Origin of the sequence: Microbacterium terregens (genome assembly GCF_039534975.1) — a bacterium.
In the GTDB taxonomy this organism is placed as follows: domain Bacteria; phylum Actinomycetota; class Actinomycetes; order Actinomycetales; family Microbacteriaceae; genus Microbacterium; species Microbacterium terregens.
The window spans coordinates 638,116-663,545 of record NZ_BAAAWH010000001.1; the positions used below are offsets into that span (position 1 = coordinate 638,116).

Here is a 25,430-nt window from a genome sequence, read left to right on the forward strand (position 1 = left end):
TCGCCTGCGACGGGAAATTCTGGGCCCTGCTAGGGGGGACCCGTCACGCGGTCCGAGGCTTCACATCTCTCCGTCTCCGCTCACGGACCCCTGCTGACGTCGGCGATTGAGGCGTGTACAACTGGGAAAGCTCCGACGCCGGAGCGGAGCACTCGATCCTGCCCTCCGGCGGCCAAGAGGGCGTGCCCACATCTTGCCCACAAGCGACGGCGATCGCGGCCGAACGAACCGAGTCTGGCCAAGCTTCCACCCCGCCGAGAACGGCGTGATTCCGCGGTTTCTGACCGATCAGGAACGAGGAGGATCCAACCTCTTTGGGTTCAAATCCCACCGTCACCGCCAGCTTGGAAGCCCCGAGATCCCTTGTAAACATTGGGATGTCGGGGCTTTCGCTTTGCGCGGGGTCAGGCTCCGTGCGCGCACTTTGCCCACACTTCTTGGTACGTGCATGTGTGATGTCTCAGTCATCGCGGACAGTTCTGCATCAGGGCATCGGTGACACTCAGATGGTGGGCAGTCCCACGCGGTCGGCTGCGCGATTCATAGTGCGCCACGATGTCTACGAGGAGATGCAGATCGCCGAACGCGCATACCCGAGGCAGCACAAGTAGCCGACTCACCGCCGAGCCAGAACAATCGAGGCGCGCACAACCCCGTTTGTGGACTCAGACGACAGATGTGACAAGAGAGACGATGCGATGGAAATCAACGGAAAGCCCCTGACTCAGATGACGATCGCCGACGCCCGAACGGCTCTCCTCGCCGGTGAGGTGTCCGTTGTCGAACTGGTGACGGCGCACCACGCGCGTATTGATGCATTCGATCAATCGGGTCCCGCTCTCAACGCGATGGTGACGGTCAGCGACGAATCACTGCAGGTCGCGGAAGGGCTGGACGCAGCCCTGCGGGCCGGTGCCACCCCCGGTCCGCTCTTCGGCGTGCCAGTCGTCGTCAAGGACAACCTCCTCACATCTGGCATGCCAACGTCCTTCGGCAGCAAGGGCTTTCGGGACTACCGCAGCGCGCGCGACGCCACCGTGGTGTCGAACCTCCGCGGCGCGGGCGCGATCGTAATCGGTAAGACGACGATGCCGGACTGGGCCTCTGCCTGGTTCGCCAACTCATCCCGAAGCGGCTGGACCAAGAACCCTCACGCGCTGGGCCACAGTGCGGGGGGATCCAGCAGCGGCACGGCAGTGGGCATCGCCGCGGGATATGCCCCCATCGGGTTGGGCACGGACACGGGATCGTCCATCCGGTTGCCGGCCGCGTTCTGCAATCTCGTCGGGTTGCGCCCGACGCCGGGACTGGTGAGCCGAGACGGCTGCAGCCCGATCGTTGCCATGCAGGACACGATCGGGCCGATGGCGCGAAATGTCACGGATCTGACGAAGGTCTTCGACGTCCTCGTCGGATTCGACCCGGCCGATCCGCTGACGCATCGACACTCATTCGCCCGTCGCGGCGCTCCGTACGTGAACGCATTACGAGAAGACTCGATGCGCGGAAAGCGCTTGGGCGTCTTGAGGGGCGCATTCGCTCCCGATTCCGTAGACACCCGTGAGGTGAATCGCGTCATGGAATCCGCGCTCCTCCAATGCATGGCCGGCGGGGCGACTCTCGTGGACGTCGAAGAGGAATGGCTGCCTCGCCTGATCGAGCGAACATTTCTCTACCGGTTCGCGGCGAGGCGCGATCTCAACAACTGGTTGAAGGAACAGCCGGGCGTACCGTTCACTCGGATCGAAGACATTGTGGGGCAGGGCGGGTTCGATCCCCGGATTCCGTTGCTTTCATATATCGGCGACCCATCCGATGGCCGTACTTCGAGTTCTGCGTTCCATGCGGCGATCGAAGCGCGCGAGGAACTGCTCTCCAGACTCGTCGGCACCCTTGAGGCGAACCGACTGGACGCGTTCGTCTTTCCGACGACCCAATCCACGCCGCCCCTTCTGGGCGATGTGATGGACCCCGCGTGGAACACCGTCGACGGCTTTCTGTCGCCGTCGGTTCTCGCCTCGTCGGCTGGTATGCCGGCACTGAGCATCCCTGCTGGTTTCAGCTCTCACGGGTTGCCTGTCGGTATGGAAATCCTCGGCCGACCCTTCGATGAATCGACCGTGATCTCGGTCGCCTACGGTTTTGAGCAGCTGGGCAGCCATCATCACGCCCCTGTGAGCACACCGGCGTTCTGACGCCAGACATCTTCGTCTCGACCCCGAGTCCGATCTGGCGGGGTGCTTCTTAGCGCGCTGAACAAGGTGTGCGCCGGCCGAGTGGCGCGCCGCTCAGCGGAGCGGGTCGAAGGGGGCGATGACGGGATCGATTTCGCCGGTGAGGATCTGCTTCACGAGCAGCTTGCCGGTGGCGGGGCCCAGGACGATGCCCCACATTCCGTGGCCGCCGGCGACGTACACGCCGGGGGCACGGGTAGCCCCCACGACAGGGAGGCCGTCCGGGGTGACAGGCCGGGAGCCGACCCATTCGTCGTGACGGGAGTCGAGGTCGATGCCGGTGAACAAGTCGCGAGCCTGGTTGACGATGGACTGGATGCGGCGCGGCTGCGATGGTTCGTCGGGACCGCGGAACTCCATCGTCCCGGCGAGCCGGAAACGGCCCTGGTAGGGCGTGCATGCGATGCGCTGGAACGGGAAATAGACCGGATGCCGTGTCGGTTCGTCCGTGTCCACCGTGAACGAGTAGCCGCGGCCGGCCTGCACGCGCACCTTCACACCGAGGGGCCGTGCGAGTTGCGGCATCCACGCTCCCGTCGCGATGACGACGGAGTCAGCCGTGAGGCGCTCCCCGGTATCGAGGGTGATCGCGGGCTTGCCATTGGAGCTGACGCCGGTGACGGCGTTACCCGTACGCAGCTCTGCGCCGCGCGCCCTGACTGCGTCGCCCACTGCGTGAACGAAGGGGCCCGGTTCGATGAAGCGCTGCCCGTCGAGCCGGTACGCGACCTGCACCGCGTCGGACAGCTGCGGCGCGAGATCCCGTGGATTGTCGAGCCGTTCGATGGGAACGTCCTGACCGTGGCCGGCCACCCGCGCGATCTCGCCGAGGAACGCCCTCCCCTGCGACTCGGCGGTGAATCCGATGACGAACGGCCCTTCGCGGGTCCACGCGTCCACTCCTCCATGGATCAGCTCGTCGAACCCGGCCAGAGAGATGTTGTTGATCGGCGTGAGCGCTGCCATGGTGCGGTGCCAGGCGCGCATCGTGCCATGGGAACTGAATCGCGCCAGGAACGACCACAAGCCAGGGTCGACGCGGAACGGAACGTGGAGGGCGGCATCCGGGTCGATCAGTGCTTTCGGTCCGTACGTCCAAAGGCTCGGGTCGGCGAGCGGGACCGTCTTGCCCGGCGTCAGGTATCCGGCATTGCCCCACGACGATCCGGCCGCGATCCCCGCACGGTCAACGATGGTGACCTCGACGCCCTGTTCCTGCAGATGCCAAGCCGTCGCCAGGCCGACCATTCCCGCACCGACCACGATCGACCGCGTCATTCGTATCCTCCCTGATACACGACCGACAAGACACGAACAGTATGCAGAATCTCTTCCTCTGCGTGACATGTGGTGAGAGGTTTGTTCTGCCAAGCATCCAAATGGAAATATTCTGCACACTTCGGAGGGCGTTGATATGTCGGAGGAAGATTCTGTCGAGGTCCGACTGGACACGATCGATCGCGCGATCCTGGGCGAGCTGGAACGAGACGGTCGCCTCACGAACAACGATCTCGCCTCGCGCGTGGGCATACCCGCATCCACGTGCCACAAGCGGGTACGAGCGCTGGTCGCATCCGGGGTGATACACGGATTCCACGCCGACATCGATCCGGCCCGGCTCGGACTCAAGCTCGAAGCTCTCATCTCCATCCGTCTGCACGCTCACGCCCGCGGCAACCTGCGGCGCTTCCAGGCCTACCTCGAGCAGCTGCCTGCCACGCGCCACGTGTATTTCGTGGCCGGCGACCGCGATTTCCTGCTCCACGTCGCCGTGGCAGACGCCGTGGCGCTGCGAGAACTCGTCTCCGACACGCTCAGCCTCCGTGAGGAGGTGGCAGCCACGAACACCAGTCTCATCTTCGATCACGCCCCGCGCCGCCGCTGAAGCTGACCGGGTGGGCAAGAACGAGGTTGCTCTGGATGCGGCTGATCAGCACCGGTGAAATCGCGCACGCCGCTATCGTGGTCCCCATTCGCGGCGCGTGTTGCTCCCGGCTCCTATCCGGTGGCCGGACTCGCCACCGCCGAGCGGGGATTCCGCCGCCGGCATGAGGGAAGGAGCCACTGTGGATCTGGGGATCAGGGGCAAAGCCGCACTCGTGCTCGGCTCGACGTCGGGCCTTGGCGGCGCGTCCGCGAGTGCGCTCGCGAGCGAAGGCGCACGTGTGGGATTCGTGGGTCGTCGCCGGGAGCGGGCGATCGAGCTCGCGGGGGCGCACGAGGGTTCCGTCGCCCTGGTGTGCGACCTCTCTCAGCCGGACTCCGCTCGGACGCTCGCCGAGGACGCGGCCGCTCGGCTGGGTGAGATCGACATCCTGGTGCTGAACTCCGGGGGGCCAGCGCCGGGACCGGCATCCGGGCTCACCTCCGCCGAGGTGCGCAGCGCGGTCGAGACGCTGCTGGTCCGTCAGATCGAGATCACCGAGCTCTTCTTGCCTGCGATGCGCTCACGCGGTTGGGGGCGGATCGTCGCGATCGGTTCCACCTCGATCCAAGAGCCGCTCGCCGGCCTCGCGTTGTCCAACATCGCGCGGTCCGGGCTGGCCGGATACCTGAAGACGCTTTCGCGCGAGGTCGCTTCCGACGGGGTCACGGTCAATATGGTGCTTCCTGGACTGATCGGCACCGATCGCCTCACGCAGCTCGACAGTCACCGCGCCGCGGCGGCGAACGTTGACGTCGAAGACCTGAACGCCCGCTCCCGCGCGGCGATCCCCGCCGGACGGTACGGCTCTCCAGAGGAGTTCGCGGCGGTGGTGGCCTTCCTCTGCAGCGTTCAGGCGTCCTACGTCACCGGCGAGCAGATCAGGTGCGACGGGGGCCTGGTCGCCGGTTACTGACGTCGTCGCTCGCTCACCTACCCCACCGAACTCGGGCGGCGCTACTGACTGATTCCGCACGAGTCGGTGAGATACCGGAGCGTTCACCCGTGCGCGATTAGGGTTTCACGTAGCCCGTGACGATCACGGCGACCGACCGCATCTCGATTCAGCGAGCAATCCGCGTCCGAGCGTGCGATTCCAGGGAGGCGGATCCGATGACCAACCCCGAGGCGCACCCTCGCGAGGTCGTGCTCGAGGCCGCCCAGCCCTGTGACGGCGTCGAACTGCTGGATCCGCGAGAAGTGCCCTTGGGCGGGCCGCGAGCGATGACGGTGTACCGGACGTTGCCTTCCAAAGCCCGCTCATTCGTCGGCTCGTGGTGCTTCCTCGACCACTATGGCCCCGACGAGGTTGCGAGCTCAGGAGGGATGGTCGTGCCGCGGCATCCTCATACCGGGTTGGCGACGGTCTCATGGCTGTTCACCGGGCGCATCGCGCATCTTGATTCCGGTGGCAACGCGGCCGACGTCGTCCCGGGCGAGCTCAATCTGATGATCTCCGGCAGAGGGATCACGCACTCCGAGATCAGCACCGAAGACACCGCCACGCTGCACGGAGTCCAGCTGTGGTACGCCTTGCCCGCGGCTGCGCGCTTCAGCGACAACCACTTCGAGCACTTCGCCCCGGACCCCGTGCACCATCCCGGAATGGTCGCGAGGGTGTTCATCGGCCAGCTGCTCGGCTCGGCGTCCCCCGTTCAGACGCGGACCGCGGAGCTGTTGGGCGCCGAACTCCTCATCGACCCAAACGCCACCGTCTCACTCGAGGCACGGCCTGACTTCGAGCACGCCGTGCTCGCGGAGACCGGAACCCTGATGGTCGATCGTGCCGCGGTGCAGCACCGCGTCCTGGCCTATGTGCCCGCCGGCTCGGACACGATCGAAATCACGGCCGGGCCGGAGGGTGCCCGCGCCATCCTGCTGGGCGGGATTCCGTTCGACGAACAGATCGTGATGTGGTGGAACTTCGTCGGCCGGACACACGAAGAAGTCGTGGAGTTCCGCCGTCGCTATCAATCGGAACTCGGCTTCGAACCCGAGCACGTCGACGACGTGGGAAAACCTCGGCTGTTCGGCGAGTTCCCCGCGGGTCAGGAGGCGCCACTGCCCGCGCCGATCCTGCCGAATGTGCGACTGCGTCCCCGAGGATAGCCCGCCCGTCCGGACGCTCCGGGGATCACGTCACGCCCATCTCCTCAGGCATCGCGACGCGCGCCCTCCGACGGGGTGACGGTGAACATGGTCGGGGCTCGGAACCCGGATGCTGCGAATGCGGCAGCCACAGCATCCATCGTCGATGCGACCCGAACACGTGGCACGAGCGCTATGGCGGCGCCTCCGAAGCCGCCTCCGGTCATCCGGGCGCCGATGGCGCCGGCGCCCATCGCCGCGTCGACGGCGGTGTCGAGCTCTGCGATCGAGATCTCGAAGTCATCGCGCATGGATGCGTGGGAGGAGAGCAGCAGGTCGCCGATCGCACCGGCGCCCTGGGCGCGGAGGGTGCGCACGGTATCGAGGACGCGCTGATTCTCGGTCACGATGTGGCGCACTCGGCGATACGTGACCTCATCCATCAGGTCTGCCGCGCGCGCAATATCGTCGACGCCGAGATCGCGCAGGGCGGAGACGCCCATGGCCCGGGCGCCGCGCTCGCACGACGAGCGGCGCTCGCCGTACCCGCCGGTGGCGTGCGAGTGCTTCACGCCGGTGTCGATCACGAGCACGTCGAGTTGCGCGGCGGCGAATCCGAGGTCGACGACGGTCGCCTCGAGTGACCGGCAGTCCAGGAAGATGCCGGCGTCGGTGCGGCCGAGCATCGCCGCCATCTGATCCATGATGCCGGTGGGGGCCCCGACAGCGTCGTTCTCGGCCGTGCGACCCACGCGGGCGAGGGCAGTGGGCTCGAGTCCGAGTTCCCATACGTCATTGAGCGCCGCTGCGGTCGCGCCCTCGATCGCGGCCGAGGAGGACAGGCCCGCGCCGACGGGGACGTCCGATGCGATGGCGATGTCCAGACCGCGCAGATCTCGGTGCTCGACTCCGGATTCGGCGACCAGCGCCCACGCGACGCCGAGCGGGTAGGCGGTCCACTCGGGCACGCGTCCGCGGGACGGGAACAGTGCGGGCAGGTCGGCGAGGGGGATCTCGACGTCGTCGCGAGTGACGGTCGACGCGACGCGGATGACGCCGTCGTCCCGGCCGGCGACCGCCACATGGGTGCGGCGATCGATCGCGAACGGCAGCACGAAGCCGTCGTTGTAATCGGTGTGCTCCCCGATGAGATTCACGCGTCCGGGCGCCGACCACTCGCCCAGAGGCGACGAACCGCCGATGCGTTGCAGCAGAGCTCCCGCCCGGGCCGCGGCATCCGTGTCGGTCGCACTCACGACGCGATCGCCTCACGCAGCCGGGCAGCGGACGTTTCGGGGGGGATGTCGCCGATCCAGGCACCCATGGCCGCCTCAGATCCGGCGAGGTATTTGAGCTTGTCGGCGGCGCGGCGCGGAGAGGTGAGTGCGAGGTGCAGACGGACGGTGTCGCGCCCGACATGCGCGGGGGACTGATGCCACGCCGCGATGTAGGGGGTCGGGGTCTCGTAGAGCGCGTCGAGTCCGCGGAGCAGGCGCAGGTAGACGTCGGCGAGCTCGTCGCGCTCCGGGGCCGATGTCGCGGCGAGGTCGGGGACGTGCCGGCGCGGGGTCAGATGGACTTCGATGGGCCACCGTGCCGCGAACGGGACGTAGGCGATCCAGTGCTCCGAGTCCAGGACGACACGAGGGCCGGATCCCTCGGCCGCGACGATCCGCGCGAACAGGTCGTCACCCTCGCGCTCGATCGCGGCGAGCAGCAGCTTGGTATGTGGGGTGATGTAGGGGTAGGCGTAGATCTGTCCGTGCGGGTGGTGCAGCGTCACGCCGATCTCTTCACCCCGATTCTCGAAGGGGAACACCTGCTGCACGCCGGGCAAAGCCGACAGTGCGGCGGTGCGGTCGGCCCATGCCTCGATCACCGTGCGCGCCCGGCGGGGGGTCTGAGTGCCGAACGACCCCGTGTGGGAGGGCGAGAAGCAGACCACTTCGCAGCGCCCGATGGCGCTGCGGGACCGTTCGAGCCCTGGGGCGTCGAGGTCGTCGAGGCCGAGCGGCGCGTCGCGGGCGGCCTCGACCTCGCCGCTGGCCGCAGCCAGGCCAGGACCGAACGACGGTGACTTGTTCTCGAAGACCGCCACATCGTACGTCGACGGGATCTCGGAGGGATTCGTCGGTGTCTGCGGCGCGAGCGGATCGAGATGGGCAGGAGGCAGGAAGGCGCGATTCTGCCGCGATGCGGCAATCGAGATCCAGTCGCCGGTCAGCACATCACGCCGCATCATCGCGGTCGCCGGCCGAGCGTCGAGGGTGCGGGTGTCGATCGAGCGCTCCTCGCCGAGGCTCGTATCGGCGTCGTCGAAGTAGATCAACTCGCGACCGTCCGCGAGACGCGTCGCGCGTCTCACCACGCCGGCGCCCAGCGTCTGGACGCTGGGCGGGCGGCCAAGAGAGCTCATGTTCACGTCAACACGGTAGCAATCCTGCGTGGTAGCGTCAACACGCCGGAACGATGCGAGGAGGCTGACGGTGGGCTCGAGCACTGATCGCCGCGTCTCGATGGCGGACGTCGCCGCGCACGCCGGTGTCTCGGGACAGACCGTGTCGCGGGTCGCCAATGCCAGTCCCCGCGTCGATCCGGCCACCCGGGCCCGCGTCGAAGAGGCGATGGCCGTTCTCGGCTACCGTCCCCACCGGGCGGCGCGTGCGCTGCGAACAGGGCGAACCCAGACGATCGGCCTGGTGGTGTCCACCCTCGCGACCGTCGGCAACTCGCGCATGCTGCAGGCGGTGGCCGATGCCGCGGGAGCGCGGGGGTATGCGCTCACGGTCGTCACTCTCGGCCCCGAGGCCGATATCGAGAACGCCTTCGAGCGCCTGCGCGAGCACGGCGTGGACGGCGCCCTCGTGCTGAACGAAGCGAGCGCGGTCGCCCGGGACGCGCCCGCTCCGGCGCGGCTCGAGCTGGTCGTGGTCGACTCGCCTCCGGATGACAGGTTCGGGGTCATCGCCACGGCTCACGCGGACGGCGCGCGGAACGCGACCGAGCACCTCCTTGCGCTCGGTCATTCGTCGGTGCGCCACATCGCCGGGCCGCGAGGCTCGTTTGCCGCGGACGAACGCGAACGAGGGTGGCGCGAAGCCCTGCAGCACGCGGGTGCGCCCGTCATCGAGCCGTTCCGCGGCGATTGGACCGCGGCATCCGGGCATCACGCGGGAGCGCTGCTGGCCGCGGACGCATCGGTGACCGCAGTGTTCGCGGCGAACGACCAGATGGCGCTCGGTGTCCTGCGGGCACTCTTCGAGGGCGATCGATACGTGCCTGGGGACGTGAGCGTCATCGGATTCGACGATGTCCCGGATGCCGCCGACTTCCGCCCGCCGCTCACGACCGTTCGGCAGGATTTCGACCGTCTCGGTGAGCGGGCGGTCGCCATGCTCGTGGACAGGATCGAGGGGCACCGACTTCCGCTTGCCGAGTCCGTGTCGACCGCGCTGGTGATCCGGGGGAGCACGACCGGGTGAAGGGATGCCGACCGGATCGCGCCGGCAGGGGCCCGAGCTGAGGTGGTCCCACGCTCCCGGCGAGGGTGCGGTCCGGCGTCACGCAGTCACGGTCGTCTCGGCGCTGCGGGGTCACCCCGCAGCAGCTCGGAGGTCGCCAGGCGTGCGACGGCCGCTTGGATCGCCACGGCGGCGGCGCCGCGCGCCCACGCGCGGAACCCCGCGTCATCCACGAGGATCTCGACCGGTTCGGCGAGGGGATCGCGGTCGGCAGCGGCCGCGACGCGGACCTGCGATGCGGCCAGTTCCCACAGCCCGATCCCGTCGCCGGCGAGCACGACCGTGGGCTGCATGGTGAGGTTCGCCGCGAGTGCGATCATCCGTCCGAGACCGCGGGCCGCGGCATCCACCACCGCAGTGGCCACCGGATCGCCGGCGGCAGCGAGGGAAAGCACCTCGGCGTAATCGACGGGGCGGCCGAGGGCGGATGCCACCTGCGCACACATTCCGATGGAGGTCAGCACCGCGGTGGAGCAGCCGCGGTGCCCCTGGGGGCACAGTGGGCCGGTGGGGTCGAGCGGGATGTGCCCACCGAGGCCGACGCCGGCCCCTCTGGTGTGCACCGATTCCCCGCCGACCACCAGACCGTAGCCGACACCCGCGCCGATGGTGATCACCGAGAATCCGCTGCGGCCTCTGCCCGCGCCGAACCAGCGTTCGGCTTCGACCAGCGCGACGACGTCGTTCTCCACGGTCACATTCAGTCCCGTGACGGACGAGAGCGATGGTCCGAAGTCGACGTCCACCCAGTCCAGGAAGGGAGCGCGGATGACTCGGCCGGAGTCATCGACCGCTCCACCGAGGCTGACGCCCACCCCGACGAGCGGGGCGGTCGTCACCGCGGAGAAGTCGGACACGATTCCGGCCAGCACGCCCACGACCGCCTCGGGCGTGGTGGCCCTGAGCGCGACGACGCGTTCGGCGAGGATCTGCGCACGAGCGTCGGTCAGGACGGCGTAGACCGCGTCTCCGGTGATCTTCATCCCCGCGAAGGAGCCGAGGTCCGGGGCGATGTCGAGCGGGCGGACCGGGCGGCCGACTGCTCCGTTGGACTCTTCACCGCGCTCGACGAAGAGTCCGCGCTCCAGAAAGGGCTTCGCCAGACGCGTCAAGCTCGCCGGCGACAGACCCAGCCTCCGGCCGAGCGCGCTTCGCCCGATGGGCCCGTGGATGAGCACTTCGCGAGCGAGCGCCTCATGGCTTTCGGTCAGCACCGCACCTCCCCAGTTGCTTCCATTGTGGCACCAACTCGCGTCGATACATCGCAGAAAACAAACCGTCAACCCACTTGACCGATGAGTTATTTCCGTTGTAAAAGTAATACGTGGCAACTCACAGCGGAGCGATCGGCCCCGAGCGCACCGACACGGCGGCGGTCTCGGAGTATCCGATGAGTACATTGCATCTGCGTCGGGGCGGGACGAGCGTCGTCGTGGACATGACTGCGCAGCCTCACCCCGCCATCGTTCACTGGGGTCGGGAACTGGTCGGATCGACGCCCCTGTCGCTGGCCTCCCTCGCCCTTGCCGCCCGCCCGCAACGGGTGTCCGGTGGCCTCGACGAGACCCCGCGCCTGGGACTGCTCCCGACGCCGGCCGGCGGCTGGCTCGGCACGCCCGGTATCGAGGGACACCGCGACGGCGCCGGTGGGAGCATCCGCTTCGAGCTGGCGGGCGTGCAGTCGAACTATCATCGCGCGACGATCTCACTCGTCGACTCCGAAGCGCAGCTCGCCGCCCAGATCGAGTTGCGAGTGGGCGCCAGCGGACTGCTGCACCAGCGCATCCTGCTGCGCAACACCGGCGCCTCGCGGTACACGCTGCAGTCACTCCAGATCATCTTCCCGATGCCCTGGGACGCCACGGAGATCCTCGACACGACGGGTCGGCACCTGCGTGAGCGCACTCCGCAGCGGCGTGCCTTCACATTCGGCACGCACACGCGTGAGAGCCGACGCGGTCGGCCCGGTGCGGACGCGACGCTGCTTCTCGCCGCCGGACGGCCGGGCTTCGGCTTCGAGAACGGGCGGGTGCACGGCATCCACGTGGCATGGAGCGGCAATCACCGTGTCACGGCGGAGCGGACGACCACCGGCGAGGCGTTCCTGTCGGGCGGAGAGCTGCTGCTCGCCGGCGAGGTCATCCTCGCCCCAGGAGAGTCGCTTCAGAGCCCGTGGGTGATCGGCTCGTGGGGCGATGGCCTGACGGAGCTGTCCGCTCGCTTCCACGAGGAGTGGCGTGCCCGTCCGCAGCATCCGCGACGCCCGCGCCCGGTCACACTGAACACGTGGGAGGCGGTTTACTTCGACCACTCTCTCGAGAAGCTCGCCGCGCTGGCGGATGCCGCGGCCGGGGTCGGCGTCGAGCGGTTCGTGCTCGACGACGGGTGGTTCACGGGCCGACGCGACGACACGGCGGGTCTGGGGGATTGGTTCGTCGACCGGGACGTGTGGCCGGACGGGTTGCACCCGCTCATCGACCAGGTGCGCGAGCTGGGGATGGAATTCGGGCTGTGGGTCGAACCCGAGATGATCAATCCCGACAGCGACCTCGCGCGCAGGCATCCGGACTGGATCCTCCGCGGGCGGATGGCGCTGCCGCCGTCGGCTCGGCAGCAGCAGGTGCTCGACCTCGCCCACCCCGACGCCTATGACTACATCTCGGGACGACTGCACGCCCTGCTCGAGGAGTACCCGATCGCCTACCTGAAGTGGGATCACAATCGCGATCTCGTCGATGCGGGCAGTGGGCCGGGAGGAAGCAGCCGGGTGCACGACCACACCCTCGCGCTGTATCGCCTGCTCGACGAACTGAAGGCCCGCCATCCGCGCTTGGAGATCGAGAGCTGCGCATCGGGCGGCGCCCGCGTCGACCTCGGGATCCTCGATCGCACCGATCGCATCTGGACCAGCGACAGCCTCGACCCGCTCGAGCGTCTCGCGAACCAGCGTTACACCGGCCTGGTCGTCGCCCCGGAGTTGATGGGAATGCACCTGACCAGCCCCATCGTCCACGCCTCCGGCCGCACGGTCTCCCTGGCACTCAGCGGGGCGGTCGCCCTGTTCGGCCACTTCGGGATCGAGTGGGACCTGACCGCGGTCGATGAGGCGACCCGGGAGCAGATCGTCTGGTGGGTCGCCCTGGCGAAGCGGCTGCGACCGCTGATCGCGACGGGCCGGGTCGTTCATGTCGACGGGACCGATCCGGGGATCGATGTGCGCGGCATGGTCGCTGCGGACGCAGCATCCGCCGTCTTCACCATCACTCAGACCGAGACGTCGGTCGCGTACCCCGCCGGGCGCGTGCGGCTGCCGGGGCTGGACGCGGAACGCAGGTACCGGGTGCGGGTCATCGCCGCCGACGGACGTGGTGACCATCCCGGCCAGTCCCCGCTCGCCTGGGCCCACCAGGACACGGCGCTGACCGGCCTCGAGCTGGAGTCGGTCGGCCTGCGTCCGCCGGTCCAGTTCCCCCAGCAGGCGCGCGTGCTCGAACTCCTCACGGACGACTGAACGCAGCATCCCCCGCACCACGACCGCGCAAGGAGGCGCACGATGACCAAGAGAATGCGAACGACCGTCCGGGCTGTCGCGGTTCTCGCCACGGCGGGACTCGCGATCGGGTTGAACGCCTGCGCGAGCGACGCGTCGGGCGAAGTGACGACACTGAACTTCTTCCAGTTCAAGGGTGAGGCCCTCGAGGACTTCAACCAGATGATCGCGGACTTCGAGGCCGAGAATCCGGACATCCGCATCGTGCAGAACCAGGTCGCGGATGCGGACACGCTGATCCGCACGCTGCTCGTCAAGGACCGCGTTCCCGACATCGTCACGTTGAACGCGAACGGCAATTTCGGGCGACTTGCAGAGGCCGGGGTGTTCTACGACTTCTCCGACGAGCCGGTGCTCGAGACCATCAACCCGGCGGTGCAGGACATCCTCGCCGACCTCGGTACCTATGGCGACGAGGTCAACGGGCTCGGCTACGTGAACAACGCCAACGGCGTCATCTACAACGCCGCCATCTTCGAGGAGCAAGGGCTCGAAGTCCCCGAGACGTGGGACGAGTTCATCGCCCTCTGCGACGCGCTCACCGCCGCCGGGATCACTCCGTTCTACGGGACGCTGGCTGATTCATGGACGGGCGTCCCTTCGTGGAACGCCCTGGGCGCATACCCCGCGCAAGACGACTTCTTCGACAAGATGCGCGCGCAAGGCACCGACATCGGCCCTGACTCCGAAGTGTCGTTCCAGAAGGACTTCGCCGAGATGATGGACCAGCAGTACACGCTGTACTCGTACATGCAGGACGGCTACCGGGGCAAGACCTACGACGACGGCAACGCCGCGTTCGCCAACGGCGAGGTCGCGATGCTGCTTCAGGGCATCTGGGCAACGAACCCGATCAAGCAGGTCAATCCCGACATCGAGATGGGCATCTTCCCGTACCCCGGAACGGATGACCCCGACGATCGGCTCCTCGTCTCCGGCGTCGACGTCGTCTTCACGATGGGCAAGAACAACCCGAAGCAGGAAGCCGCGATGCGCTTCATCGACTACGCGTTCCAGACCGACGTGATCGAGGGCTTCGCGGCCTCGCAGAACATGGTGCCCTCGGTGGAGGGTGCGCAGATCAGTGACGATCCCGCACTGCAGTCGGTCAAGCCGTTCTTCGACGACGGGAGGATCACGGGGTTCATCGATCACCAGATCCCGCCGGCAGTCCCGCTGATCCCGATCGACCAGGAGTTCCTGTTCAACGGTGACGCGGAGGCCGCACTGAAAACACTCGACAACGAGTGGCGCAAGGTCGCCGCTCGGACGATTCCGGTCACGACGGGAGAGGACCAATGACCATCACCCAAGCGGTGCGCAGCAGCGCCACGGACGGCGCGGCGCCCAAGCGCGCTGGACGAATCAGAACAGAGAACCGGCGCGCCTCTGCGGCGTTCTACTGGATGGTGTGGCCGGCCGTCATCGCGTTCGCGGGGTTCCACACACTCCCCGTCCTGGTCGGGATCTTCTTCAGCTTCACGAACTACGCCGGCTACGGCGCCTGGAACTTCGTGGGACTGTCGAACTACTTCAACCTCTTCCAAGATGACCGGGTTCTGCAGGCGTACGGGTTCTCGTTCCTCTTCGCCATCGTCGCCACGATCCTGACGAACGCGTTCTCGCTCGCGATCGCGCTGGGATTGAACGCCAAGATCAAGGCGCGCAACTTCTGGCGGGGTGTGTACTTCGTGCCCTACATCCTCGCGATCCTGGTCATCGGCTACGTGTTCCAGTTCTTCTTCTCGAACTCGCTGCCGAAGATCCTTGCGGGCATCCCGCTGTTCGCCGACAACATCCTCGCCAACGAGCAGTGGGCGTGCACGGCGATCGTGGCGCTGGCCGTCTGGCAGGCCTGTGCATTCGCGATCATCATCTACCTGTCCGGGCTTCAGACGATCCCGGCGGAGATGTACGAGGCGGCGTCGCTGGACGGTGCCTCCGCGTGGCGTCAGTTCACATCCATCACCTTCCCGCTCATCGGCGCGTTCTTCACGATCAACGTCGTGCTGAGCCTCAAGGGCTTCCTGCAGGTGTTCGACCCCATCGTCGCCCTGACCAACGGTGGCCCAGGGACCTCCACCGAATCCGTGACCCTGCTGATCTTCCGTGGCGGGTTCTCCGGCGGTGAGTTCGCCTACCAGACCGCCAACGCGGTGGTCTTCTTCATCGTGATCACGATCGTCTCGCTCTTCCAATTCCGGGTCCTTCAGCGCAGAGAGGCCGATTTCTGATGACTACCGCAACGAACGTCGCTCCACAGCTGGAGCAAGAGCTCGACGCCGTCACCGCCAACGGGCGCCGCAAGCGCCAGAGCGATCGCGAAGACGACACCCGTCGCACGAACTGGTGGGCGACCGCATTGATCGCGGTGTGCTCGCTCACCGTGCTCGTCCCGCTGTACCTGGCCGTCGTGGTGGCGCTGAAGACCCCGGAGCAGCTCACCGCCGGCACCGGGTTCGAGCTTCCCAACCCGATCCGGTGGGAGAATTTCGCCGACGCGTGGGTCAAGACGAGCTTCCCCCAGGCGCTGGCCAACACGGCGTTCATCACCGTGGGTGCGGTCTTCTTCACCCTGCTGACCAGCTCGGTCGTCGCGTACGCGCTGGCCCGGAACATCCACCGGCCCTTCTTCAAGGGCGTGTTCTTCTACCTGCTCGCAGCGCTGTTCATCCCGTTCCCGATCATCATGCTGCCGCTCGTGAAGCAGACCGCGACCCTGGGGCTGGACAACCAGGTCGGAATGATCATCCTCTATACGATCTACGGGCTGTCGCTGAACATCTTCATCTACACGGCATACATCCGCTCGATCCCGATCGAGTTGGAAGAAGCGGCGAGGATGGACGGGGCCTCGACATGGCGCGTGTTCCGGTCGGTCATCTTCCCCCTGCTGATGCCGATGAACGCCACCGTCGGCATCCTCACCTGCGTGTGGGCATGGAATGACTTCATCATGCCGCTCGTGGTGCTCACCGAACCGAGCGCCCGAACCCTGCCCCTCGCGCAGTACGTCTTCCAGGGCCAGTTCAACACCGACTACACGGTGGCCTTCGCGTCGTATCTGATGGCCATGGCGCCGCTGTTGATCGTCTACATCTTCTCGCAGCGCTGGGTGATCTCCGGTGTCACCAGAGGGTCGATCAAATAGGGGCCGTCACGCGGTCCGCGGCCCGACCTTGCCAGTGTCGTCGGCTCGTGGTTTGGTGACGGAATGCAGACAGCGATATCCGCGGACGGCACGACCATCGCTTTCGAACGGGTCGGTGACGGCCCGCCGATCGTCATCGTCGGCGGTGCGTTCTCAGTGGCGGCAGACGGTGCCGCGATCGCCGCCGCGCTCGCCGACGCCGGCTTTCAGGCGGTCACGGTGGACAGGCGGGCCCGTGGGGCGAGCGGAGACATGCGCGGGTCCCTCCCCGAAGACGAGGTGAGCGATCTCGCCGCCGTCATCGCGGCGGTCGGTGGCGAGGCGATCGTGCTCGGACACTCATCCGGTGCGGTGCTGGCCCTCTACGCCGCCTCGCGAGGGGTGCCGATCACCGCGTTGTTCCTCTCCGAGCCGCCGTTCCGCTTCGGTGTGGCAGAGCCCGACCCCCTGCTCGCCGACCGCCTGCAGCAGTTGGTGGATGCCGGCAAGAACGAAGATGCCGTCCTCACGTTCCAGCTCGAGGGTGTGGAGCTGCCCGCCGAGATGGTGGAGTCGATTCGGCAGAGCGACCTGTTCGAGAGACTCGTACCGCTCGCACAGTCCACCGTCTACGACGCGAGATTGACGGCGCAGGTCTCCACGCCGACGCGTGGGATGCTCTCCGTCCCGCAGCCCGTCACGATCCTGCGCGGTGAGCAGACCTTCCCCCTCCTCGTGACGGCGACCGACCGTCTCGCGGAGCAGATGCCTGCCGCCGAGCTGGTGATCGTGCCCGAGTCCGTGATGCACAGACCCGACCCGGCCACGACGGCACGGGTGGTGCGACAGCGGGTCTGACGCGCCTGTTCACGCACGGACGGGAGTCGGTGTGCCGTGCGACGCGCGCGCAGTCAGCCCGCTCGGAGGCCCACCCAGAGCGCGAAGTGCGTAGAGGATCGTTGCGAGATCGACGAGTTCCTGGATGAGGGCACCGGCGACGGCAGGGATCACCCCGGTCATGGCGACGATCATGAGCCCGATGCTCAGCCCGATACCGATCCAGATGGCGGTCAGCGCCACCCGCAGCGTGTGCTGGCCGATCGAGACGGCGTCCACGATCTTGTCCAGAGAGTCGACCAGGATGACGACATCAGCGGCGTCTCCGGCCGCGGTGGCGCCCTTCGCGCCCATGGCGACGCCGATGTCGGATGCCGCGAGCACGGGAGCATCGTTCACGCCATCGCCGACCATCATCACCGGGCGAGGACGCAGCTGCGCAGCGAGGTGGACCTTCTCCGGCGGGAGCAGTTCGGCGTGCACTTCCTCGATCCCCACCTGGCGGGCGATGGACATCGCGGTGGGGAGGGCGTCCCCGGTGAGCATCGTGATCCGCTCGACGCCGTTGCTTCGCAGCCATTCAACGACCCGGGAGGATTCGGGCCTGGGATCGTCGGCCAGGACGAGGACGCCGGCGAATCGCCCGTCGATCGCAACATAGGCGGCAGCCTCGCCAGGGCCGAGGGCCGCGCGCTCGGTCTCGGGCGCGAGTGCGGTGATGTACGCGGGTTTGCCGACCACAACCCGGCGCCCGTCGAACACGGCCTCCACCCCGTTGGTGGCGACCTCGATGGCGTCGTCCGTCGCCACCAGGTCGAAACCCTGTTCCACGGCGGCGCGCCGGATGCCCTCGGCGAGGACGTGGGAGGAGTACTGTTCGGCGGATGCCGCGAGAAGAAGCACCTCGTCGGCGGTGAAGCCCTCGGCGGGCCGGACGTCGACCAGAGCGGGTCGCCCCGCCGTGAGCGTTCCCGTCTTGTCGAACGCGACCGATCGCGCGCGCGCGAGCTGCTCGATGACCGCGCCGCTCTTCATGATCACGCCGGTCTTCGCTGCGCGCGAGAGTCCACCCAGGAAGGCGACCGGAGCCGCGATGAGCAGAGGACAGGGAGTCGCGAGTACCAGCACCTCGGCGAAGCGGGTCGGGTCGCCCGACAACGCCCACCCGGTGCCGGCCAGAACGAGCGAGATCGCAGTGAACGGGATCGCGAAACGGTCAGCGAGGCGGACGACGGGGGCCCGGGAGTCCTGGGCGTCTTGGACGAGCGCGACGATCTGCTGATACTGGCTGTCCGCGCTGCGACGCGTGGCACGGATCCGCACGGCGCGCGTTCCATTGATCGCTCCCGACAGCACCTCGCCTCCCGCATTGCGGCTCACCGGCATGCTCTCGCCGGTGAGCGAGGACTCATCGAACGTGCCGCTGGAGGTGAGCAGGATCCCGTCGACCGGCACGATCTCAGAGGGCCGCACGAGAAGAACGTCGCCGATCGCGACATCGTCCACGGCACGGTCCTGAACCGCATCGGGTTCGGCGGACTGCGAGCGGACGACGTGCGCAATCCGAGGTGATCTATCCAGCAGCGCCGTCAGATCGCGTCGAGCGCGGCGACCGGCGAAATCCTCGAGTGCTTCCCCGCCGGAGAGCATGAGAACGACGATCAACGAGGCAAGGTATTCCCCGACGGCGAGGGTCGCGATCATCGCGACCACCGCGAGGATATCGAGCCCGATGTGCCCGCGGAGCACATCCCGCACCATTCCGACGAGCGTCCACACGATGAACACCCCGACGTAGCTGATTGCAAGCCATCGAGACACGGATGCCGCGCCCACCAGCTGGAGGACGAGCACGACCGCGAGGACGGCCGTCGAGGCCGTGATCACGGGATACCGCCTGATCGTCCGAATCAACTGCATGCGCTCGAACTGTCAGGACGCGCGGGCCCCCGCGAGCTCGGGGCCTTCGCTATCCATGAGTCTGGGATCGGCGGCGCAAGAAACGAGATCCTCGGAATCCCCGCCCGACGGATCGGCGGCGCACGCCCGGCCGGCCTCGGTGACCTTGAGCCGTGCATCCGGGTCGAGCTTGGTAAGGATCGAGTACGAGAGATCGGCGAGCTGCGTCACTCCGTCGGCGTCGAGTCCGTCCAGCACCATGCGGCGCACGGCGGTGGCGTACAGCGACCGACTCGCCTCGTAGGCCGCTTCACCCGCGGCCGTGAGCTGAGCGTTGGTGGCGCGGCCGTCTTCAAGGCAGGGTGCGCGCTCCACCAGCCCCTTCCGCTCCAGGGTTGTGACGACGCGCGACAGCCGGGGGAGTGTGGCGTTGGTTCGCGCGGCGAGAGCGCTCATGCGCAGGCGGTGCGCGTCCGATTCGTTCAGCGCCTCGAGCAGGGTGAACTCGAACGAGGTGAGCCCGGCCGGCGCAAGGTGCTGGTCCAGAGCGGTGGGCAGGAGCTCGAGCAGCGCGTGGAGTCTCGCGACCGCGACGCGTTCGTCCTGGGTCAATCCGCTGTCGTCCATACGAGCATCGTACCAATAGTTGCATCTACAAGTAAACCCGGCTATGGTCTTAGTTGTAAGTACAACCAAGTCCGGGTCACCGGCATCCCAAGGAGAGATCTTCATGACCAGCGTCACCATCTTCGGTACCGGCAACATGGCCAACGCGATCGGCGGAGTCTTCGCCGCAGGCGGAAACAGCGTCACGTACATCGGTCGCGACCGTGTGGGCACCGCACTCATCGAGGGTGACATCGTCGTCCTCGCCGTTCCGCACCCCGCCGTCGACGAGATCGTCGCGGCCTACGCCACCCAGCTCACCGGCAAGACGGTCGTCGACATCACCAACCCGGTCGACTTCTCCACCTTCGACTCGCTGGTCGTGCCTGCCGGCTCTTCGCTCACGGCGCAGATCCAGGAGAAGCTGCCGCAGAGCAGCGTCGTCAAGGCCTTCAACACCAACTTCGCCGCCACGCTCGCATCCGGCAAGGTCGGCGACCTGCCGACCACTGTCCTGGTCGCCGGCGACGACGCCGCCGCCAAGTCCGGCCTGATCTCCGCGATCGAGGCCGGCGGCCTGGGCGCGATCGATGCCGGTTCGCTCTCGCGGGCCAGCGAGCTCGAGGCCCTCGGCTTCCTGCAGCTCACCCTCGCCGTGGGCGAGCAGATCGCCTGGACGGGCGGCTTCGCCTCCGTTCGCTAACCCACACCCTGCCCGGCCGGGTCCTCCGGCCGGGCAGGCACAGACAGACAGAGAGAGACGAATCATGGTCGCACCCACCACGAGCACCCAGCGCACCTCGGCGCCCGACCGCATCCTCGATCCGCAGACGGTGATGGATGCCGTGACCCTGCGCGTCGGGGACTTGTCGACGATGTCTTCGTACTACTCCGATGCGCTGGCATTCGAGCCGCTCGAGGAGCGTGCGCGTGGCAACGAGGTGCACCGGGTGCTCGGTCGCGGCGGCACTCCGATGCTCCGTCTGATCGAGACGCCGAACCTGCCCGCCGTCGACCCGCGCCAGGCCGGTCTGTTCCACACGGCGTTCCTGTTCGACGACGCATCGGCGCTCGCCGCGACGGTCTACCGTGCGGCGCAGCATCCGCGCAGCCGCTTCACCGGCTCCAGTGATCACCTCGTCAGCGAGGCGTTCTACTTCACCGACCCCGAAGGCAACGGCGTCGAACTGTACGTGGATCGCGACCGGTCTGATTGGACCTATGCCGGTGGTCAGCTGCAGATGGACAGCCTGTACCTCGACCCGAACGCCTACCTTCGCCGACACTTGGATGAGAACGCCGTCGACTCGGTCGCCACCTCGGCCGGCCGCGTCGGTCATGTTCATCTCCAGGTGGGCGACATCGCACGCGCCCGGGCCTTCTATGTCGACGCGCTCGGCTTCGAGACGACCGTCGCGACCTACCCCGGCGCACTGTTCGCCTCGGCCGGCGGCTACCACCATCACGTCGCGATGAACGTGTGGAACAGCGCCGGTGCCGGCCCGCGCGCGGCCGCCCTCGGTCTCGGCGACGTCGCCATCACCGTGCCCGACCGCGAGGACCTCGACGCGCTCGGCGCGCGACTCACCCGCCACCGACTTGCCTTCGCCGATACCGGACGATCGGTCGTGCTCGCCGACCCGTGGGGAACACGGGTGACCGTCGCGCTGCCCGCTGCGGGCGTCGACGACCTGCTCGGACGCTGACCCGTCCCCGGGATCGCATCTGCGGATGCCGCGGTCCTCGCTGAGTTCACCCTTGCGTCGCAGTACGCCTGGCCAGTCGCGGCCGACCCGCGTACCGTCGACGCATGGAGAACCTCAGCCAGAAGATGGCCGTGTCGACGCCCTCCTGGGGCGTCAAGATGGCCTACGGCGAAGCCATCACGCTCGGCGGCCGCGAACTCGTGCCGGCCGCCCTTGTCATCTTCGGTTTCGGGGCGGGTGAGGGTTCCGGCGAGAAGGTCGAAGGAGGCACGGTGCCGGCCGGCAGGGGCGCCGGAAGCGGCGGCGGTGGAGGCGGCTACGTCCTCCCTGCCGGCGCGTACGTGAGCGGCGCCGACGGGGTGAGGTTCCGCCCCAACCCGATCGCCATCGTCATCGTGGCCATCCCTCTGATCTCCGCCGCCGGGTGGGCTCTCGCGCGTATCGTCGGCGCGGCCCGCGGGTCACGCGCCACCTGAAGGGCATGACCGTCATGCCGGACCCTTCGGGGGAGTGAGCCGGCCCGCACGACATGCGAGCCCGCCCAGCGGCGGCAAGGCGTGTTCAGAGGGCGACGACGCGCGCAGCGTCGTGCGCGGCCGTGACGATGACGTCGGAGACGACGCCGTGTTGGGTGATGAACACGTCGTGGCTGGCCGGCACCGTCGTGATCTCGGCCCCCATGCGCTCGGCCATGTGCTGCAGCATCGCCTGGTCGAAGGACTTGTCCTGCTCCGCGATGATCGCCCAGGTCGGCTTGTCGCGCCAGGCGGCGTACTTCACCGGGACGCCGAATGCCGACATGTTGATGGGCACCTGCGAGTCGCGGAGGAAGGCCGCGTCGGCGTCGCTGGCGTCTGCGGCGAAGCCCGCCTTGAACAGGTCGTGGTTGAGGAACCCGTACCCGTCGTCGCCGACGTCGATGACGAAGTCGGGGGTCGGGGCGAATCCCTCGTACTGCTGCGACGTGGTCTCCCCCGTGTCGGGCGCGAGCGCCGACACGTAGACCAGTCCGGCGACGTTCGGGTGCACCCCGGCCTCGGTGATGACCGTGCCGCCCCAGGAATGGGCAACGAGAATCGCCGGCCCGTCCTGCCGGTTCAGCACTCGGGTGGTCGCCGCGACGTCGTCTTCCAGCGAGGTGAGTGGGATCTGCACGATTGTGACCCGGTACCCCTGAGCTGTCAGGTTGTCGTACACGCCGCGCCATCCCGAACCATCGACAAACGCTCCATGCACCAGCACCACGTTCTTGATGTCTTGATCACTGCTCATGATTTCTCCAATTCGATCGCGCCGGGTGACCGGTGCACGTCCAGGGTCCGCTGGCTCTTGCCAGGCATTTGGGATGTAATATATTGCATGTCGCCAGGCGAGGCAAGGGCCTCATCGTCGTCCGCACAGCAGAGGCTCTATCCGGTTGATCCGGCAGCTCTGACGCTGTCCACGACCCCGAGGATCGCGGCCGTCACAAGCGCAGGCTGCTCGACCGGGATACCGTGCCCGCTGTCGGTGTTGGTGATGTGCTCGGCGTGCAACGCCTGCGCGAGCGCGGCTTGGGCTGCGACCCAGCCGGGCCACGTCGATTCACCGGGTGTGACCTGCAGGTCCCACGGATGATCCGAAGAGAGCACGACCACGGGAATGTCGGGCAGCGCTGCGACCGCCCGCAGTTCCGAGATGCTCGGCTCGTACGCCGGCACCTCCGAGCCGAGCGCGTCTCCGCTCGCCGCGATCAGGGCCATCCACCGCGCCCATTGGTCGGGTGAGAACGTCTCGGCGAGGTACTCGCTGGCCGAGTCGACGAGGACGAGTCCGGCGACTTCGGCAGGATGCGTCCGTGCGAAGTCCTGCCCGATCAAGCCGCCCCAGGACAGCCCCACGACAACGTACGGACCGGGCTCGGCGGCGGCATCCATCGCCTTCGCCAGATCGTCCGCGCTCTGGCGCGCGGTGGTCGGCTGGGCGACAACGGTCGAGGGGGAGAGCGCGCCCGACGCCCGGGTCGTTCCCGGCCGATCGTAGGAGCACACCCGCGTTGTCCGGGAGAGTTCGTCGAAGGTGGACACGGCATCCGGATCCGCGTCCGGGAGCAGCGTGTCCCATTCGTCGGCCGCGCCTCGCGTCCCTGAGATGAGCAGCACGGTGGGCGAGCCCGTGCCGGCGCACCGCAGGAACACGGCGCGGTCACCCCCGATGTCGACCAATTCCTCCGCCGCAGCGCTCTCGCCGCTCGGCGAGGCGCTCGAGCTGGGCGTCACGGGCGACGCACCCGAGCCGCCACACGCCGTCAGCGTCAGCAGAAGAGCGGATGCCGCGGCAAGCGTTGTGACCGACCACGCTCTTCCACGCCTCAGTTCCATGGAGACATCATCTTCCTCCCTGGCCTTCGCCGCACCGGGGCTGCGAACGCCGACCAGCCAGGACGACGACGCCGGAGCCGGCGCATGAGGTTCGGCCGGACAAAATACGGCATCCGGCCCACACCCCCGCAGAGGAGATTTACCCTCTCGTCATGAGATCATCGCCTTCTGCGATCGCCACGACCGGTGAGCTGCGCGCGTCGGGTCACACCTACCGCCCGCTGCGCGTCGAACTGCGCGAGAACCTCCTGGCGGCGCTGGCCGATGAGCGCGCCCCGTGGCCCGGCATCCACGGGTTCGACACCACGGTGATTCCTCAGCTGGAACGCGCTCTGCTCGCCGGACACGACGTCGTCCTGCTGGGTGAGCGCGGTCAGGGCAAGACGCGGCTGCTGCGCAGCCTTGCCAGCCTGCTCGACGAGTGGACGCCGGTCATCGCCGGATCCGAGCTGGGCGAGCACCCCTTCCATCCGGTCACACCCGCGTCAGCTCGACGTGCAGCCGAGCTGGGCGACGATCTCCCGGTGCAGTGGCGCCATCGCTCAGAGCGATATGTCGAGAAGCTCGCCACCCCCGATACTTCGGTGGCCGACCTCATCGGTGATGTCGATCCGATCAAGGTCGCCGAGGGCCGCTCGCTCGGCGACCCCGAGACGATCCACTATGGGCTGATCCCGCGCAGCCACCGCGGAATCGTCGCCATCAACGAACTGCCCGATCTCGCCGAGCGCATTCAGGTGTCCCTGCTGAACGTCATGGAGGAGCGCGACATCCAGATCCGCGGCTACGTGCTGCGCCTCAACCTCGATGTGCTCGTCGTCGCCACCGCGAACCCTGAGGACTACACCAACCGAGGGCGCATCATCACTCCGCTTCAGGACCGCTTCGGCGCGGAGATCCGCACCCACTACCCGCCGAGCATCGAGGAGGAGGTGGCGGTCATCCGGCAAGAGGCTGACCTCGTCGCCGCCGTCCCCGCGCACCTGCTCGAGGTGCTGGCGCGCTTCACCCGCAATCTTCGGGAATCGGATGCCGTCGACCAGCGTGCCGGTGTCTCGGCGCGCTTCGCCATCGCCGGGGCGGAGACGATCGCTGCGGCGGCCCTGCACCGCGCGACGCGTCAGCACGAAGAGGTCGGAGTGGCGCGGCCCGTCGACCTCGAGACCGCGGTCGACGTCCTGGGGGGCAAGATCGAGTTCGAGACGGGCGAGGAGGGCCGCGAGCGTGCCATCCTCGAGCATCTGCTGCGCACGGCGATCGCCGAGACCGCACGCACCCACCTGCGCGGCATCGACGCGCGCGTGCTCGTGGACGCCCTGCACGACGGTGCGACGGTGATGACGGGCGAGCAGGTTCCCGCCGCCGCTGTGCTCGCGGCGATGCCGGTGCTCGGCGAGTCCGATCTGTACGACGAGGTGGCAGACCGGCTCGAGGCGCAGACGCCCGGGGAGCGGGCCGGAGCGCTCGAGCTCTTGCTCGAGATGCTCTACCTGGAGCGGCGAATCAGCAAGGACAGTGCCGCCGGAGAGACCGCCTATGGCTGAGCGCACTCGAGCGACGCGGATGACTCGAACA

At 67.7% G+C, this 25,430-nt stretch carries 22 protein-coding genes; 14 read left to right on the plus strand and 8 right to left on the minus strand.

All coding sequences use genetic code 11. The features are described from left to right. Positions 1–698 precede the first annotated feature (698 nt). On the plus strand, positions 699–2,195 hold the full coding sequence (locus ABD655_RS02960) for an amidase (RefSeq protein WP_344711549.1): 1,497 nt from the start codon (positions 699–701) through the stop codon (positions 2,193–2,195). A gap of 93 nt (positions 2,196–2,288) precedes the next feature. Here ABD655_RS02960 and ABD655_RS02965 read toward each other — a convergent pair whose 3' ends face one another. Further along, entirely contained in the window at positions 2,289–3,764 is a 1,476-nt protein-coding gene (locus tag ABD655_RS02965) for an NAD(P)/FAD-dependent oxidoreductase (protein ID WP_378720921.1), read from the minus strand. On the opposite strand from ABD655_RS02965, the gene ABD655_RS02970 reads away from it, so the two are divergent. The 3 genes from ABD655_RS02970 to ABD655_RS02980 all read left to right on the plus strand — a co-directional run bounded on the left by ABD655_RS02970 (position 3,649) and on the right by ABD655_RS02980 (position 6,267). After that, positions 3,649–4,119, plus strand: coding sequence for an Lrp/AsnC family transcriptional regulator (locus ABD655_RS02970; protein ID WP_344711551.1), 471 nt, complete (start codon positions 3,649–3,651; stop codon positions 4,117–4,119). The two genes, ABD655_RS02965 and ABD655_RS02970, sit on opposite strands and share 116 nt — an antisense overlap. 181 nt (positions 4,120–4,300) lie before the next feature. Next, on the plus strand, positions 4,301–5,074 hold the full coding sequence (locus ABD655_RS02975) for an SDR family oxidoreductase (protein ID WP_344711552.1): 774 nt from the start codon (positions 4,301–4,303) through the stop codon (positions 5,072–5,074). Between the two features lie 197 nt (positions 5,075–5,271). Beyond that, positions 5,272–6,267 (plus strand): pirin family protein, encoded by a 996-nt coding sequence (locus tag ABD655_RS02980; RefSeq protein ID WP_344711553.1) that lies wholly within the window; start codon positions 5,272–5,274, stop codon positions 6,265–6,267. 44 nt (positions 6,268–6,311) lie between these two features. Here ABD655_RS02980 and galK read toward each other — a convergent pair whose 3' ends face one another. Together galK and galT are read right to left on the minus strand one after the other, a co-directional pair. After that, on the minus strand, positions 6,312–7,502 hold the full coding sequence (gene galK / locus ABD655_RS02985; protein ID WP_378720924.1) for a galactokinase: 1,191 nt from the start codon (positions 7,500–7,502) through the stop codon (positions 6,312–6,314). Then, positions 7,499–8,662 (minus strand): galactose-1-phosphate uridylyltransferase, encoded by a 1,164-nt coding sequence (galT, locus tag ABD655_RS02990; RefSeq protein WP_344711554.1) that lies wholly within the window; start codon positions 8,660–8,662, stop codon positions 7,499–7,501. The genes galK and galT overlap by 4 nt, the downstream gene beginning before the upstream one ends. A 100-nt stretch (positions 8,663–8,762) precedes the next feature. Between galT and ABD655_RS02995 the strand changes: the two genes are divergently transcribed. Further along, the gene (locus ABD655_RS02995; protein WP_344715648.1) at positions 8,763–9,728 is read left to right on the plus strand and encodes a LacI family DNA-binding transcriptional regulator; all 966 of its coding nucleotides are present in this window, start codon (positions 8,763–8,765) and stop codon (positions 9,726–9,728) included. 86 nt (positions 9,729–9,814) lie between these two features. Here ABD655_RS02995 and ABD655_RS03000 read toward each other — a convergent pair whose 3' ends face one another. Further along, positions 9,815–10,981, minus strand: coding sequence for an ROK family protein (locus tag ABD655_RS03000; protein WP_344711555.1), 1,167 nt, complete (start codon positions 10,979–10,981; stop codon positions 9,815–9,817). Between the two features lie 176 nt (positions 10,982–11,157). On the opposite strand from ABD655_RS03000, the gene ABD655_RS03005 reads away from it, so the two are divergent. From ABD655_RS03005 to ABD655_RS03025, 5 genes are all read left to right on the plus strand, one after another. Next, complete coding sequence (locus ABD655_RS03005) at positions 11,158–13,278, plus strand: alpha-galactosidase (RefSeq protein WP_378721002.1); 2,121 nt, start codon at positions 11,158–11,160, stop codon at positions 13,276–13,278. A gap of 42 nt (positions 13,279–13,320) precedes the next feature. Continuing rightward, positions 13,321–14,619 carry an ABC transporter substrate-binding protein gene (locus tag ABD655_RS03010; protein ID WP_344711557.1) on the plus strand — a complete coding sequence of 433 codons (1,299 nt, stop codon included), beginning with the start codon at positions 13,321–13,323 and terminating at the stop codon, positions 14,617–14,619. After that, on the plus strand, positions 14,616–15,551 hold the full coding sequence (locus ABD655_RS03015; protein WP_344711558.1) for a carbohydrate ABC transporter permease: 936 nt from the start codon (positions 14,616–14,618) through the stop codon (positions 15,549–15,551). The genes ABD655_RS03010 and ABD655_RS03015 overlap by 4 nt, the downstream gene beginning before the upstream one ends. After that, positions 15,551–16,468, plus strand: a complete 918-nt coding sequence (locus ABD655_RS03020; RefSeq protein WP_344711559.1) for a carbohydrate ABC transporter permease — start codon at positions 15,551–15,553, stop codon at positions 16,466–16,468. Before ABD655_RS03015 ends, ABD655_RS03020 begins: the two co-directional genes overlap by 1 nt. 63 nt (positions 16,469–16,531) lie before the next feature. Then, entirely contained in the window at positions 16,532–17,305 is a 774-nt protein-coding gene (locus ABD655_RS03025) for an alpha/beta fold hydrolase (protein ID WP_344711560.1), read from the plus strand. Between the two features lie 9 nt (positions 17,306–17,314). Here the strand turns inward: ABD655_RS03025 and ABD655_RS03030 are convergent, their stop codons facing one another. Next, entirely contained in the window at positions 17,315–19,204 is a 1,890-nt protein-coding gene (locus tag ABD655_RS03030; RefSeq protein ID WP_344711561.1) for a heavy metal translocating P-type ATPase, read from the minus strand. Between the two features lie 12 nt (positions 19,205–19,216). Beyond that, positions 19,217–19,810, minus strand: a complete 594-nt coding sequence (locus ABD655_RS03035; protein WP_344711562.1) for a MarR family winged helix-turn-helix transcriptional regulator — start codon at positions 19,808–19,810, stop codon at positions 19,217–19,219. A 103-nt stretch (positions 19,811–19,913) separates the two neighbouring features. Between ABD655_RS03035 and ABD655_RS03040 the strand changes: the two genes are divergently transcribed. From ABD655_RS03040 to ABD655_RS03050, 3 genes are all read left to right on the plus strand, one after another. Beyond that, the gene (locus ABD655_RS03040; RefSeq protein WP_344711563.1) at positions 19,914–20,492 is read left to right on the plus strand and encodes an NADPH-dependent F420 reductase; all 579 of its coding nucleotides are present in this window, start codon (positions 19,914–19,916) and stop codon (positions 20,490–20,492) included. A gap of 64 nt (positions 20,493–20,556) precedes the next feature. Beyond that, the gene (locus ABD655_RS03045; protein ID WP_344711564.1) at positions 20,557–21,495 is read left to right on the plus strand and encodes a VOC family protein; all 939 of its coding nucleotides are present in this window, start codon (positions 20,557–20,559) and stop codon (positions 21,493–21,495) included. Between the two features lie 104 nt (positions 21,496–21,599). Then, on the plus strand, positions 21,600–21,971 hold the full coding sequence (locus ABD655_RS03050) for a hypothetical protein (protein WP_344711565.1): 372 nt from the start codon (positions 21,600–21,602) through the stop codon (positions 21,969–21,971). A gap of 85 nt (positions 21,972–22,056) precedes the next feature. Here the strand turns inward: ABD655_RS03050 and ABD655_RS03055 are convergent, their stop codons facing one another. Then, positions 22,057–22,767, minus strand: a complete 711-nt coding sequence (locus tag ABD655_RS03055; protein WP_344711566.1) for an alpha/beta fold hydrolase — start codon at positions 22,765–22,767, stop codon at positions 22,057–22,059. A gap of 137 nt (positions 22,768–22,904) precedes the next feature. Next, positions 22,905–23,855 carry an alpha/beta fold hydrolase gene (locus ABD655_RS03060; protein ID WP_344711567.1) on the minus strand — a complete coding sequence of 317 codons (951 nt, stop codon included), beginning with the start codon at positions 23,853–23,855 and terminating at the stop codon, positions 22,905–22,907. 152 nt (positions 23,856–24,007) lie between these two features. Here ABD655_RS03060 and ABD655_RS03065 point away from each other — a divergent pair, with 152 nt between their 5' ends. Further along, positions 24,008–25,399, plus strand: coding sequence for a sigma 54-interacting transcriptional regulator (locus ABD655_RS03065; protein ID WP_344711568.1), 1,392 nt, complete (start codon positions 24,008–24,010; stop codon positions 25,397–25,399). The last annotated feature ends 31 nt before the right edge of the window (positions 25,400–25,430 follow it).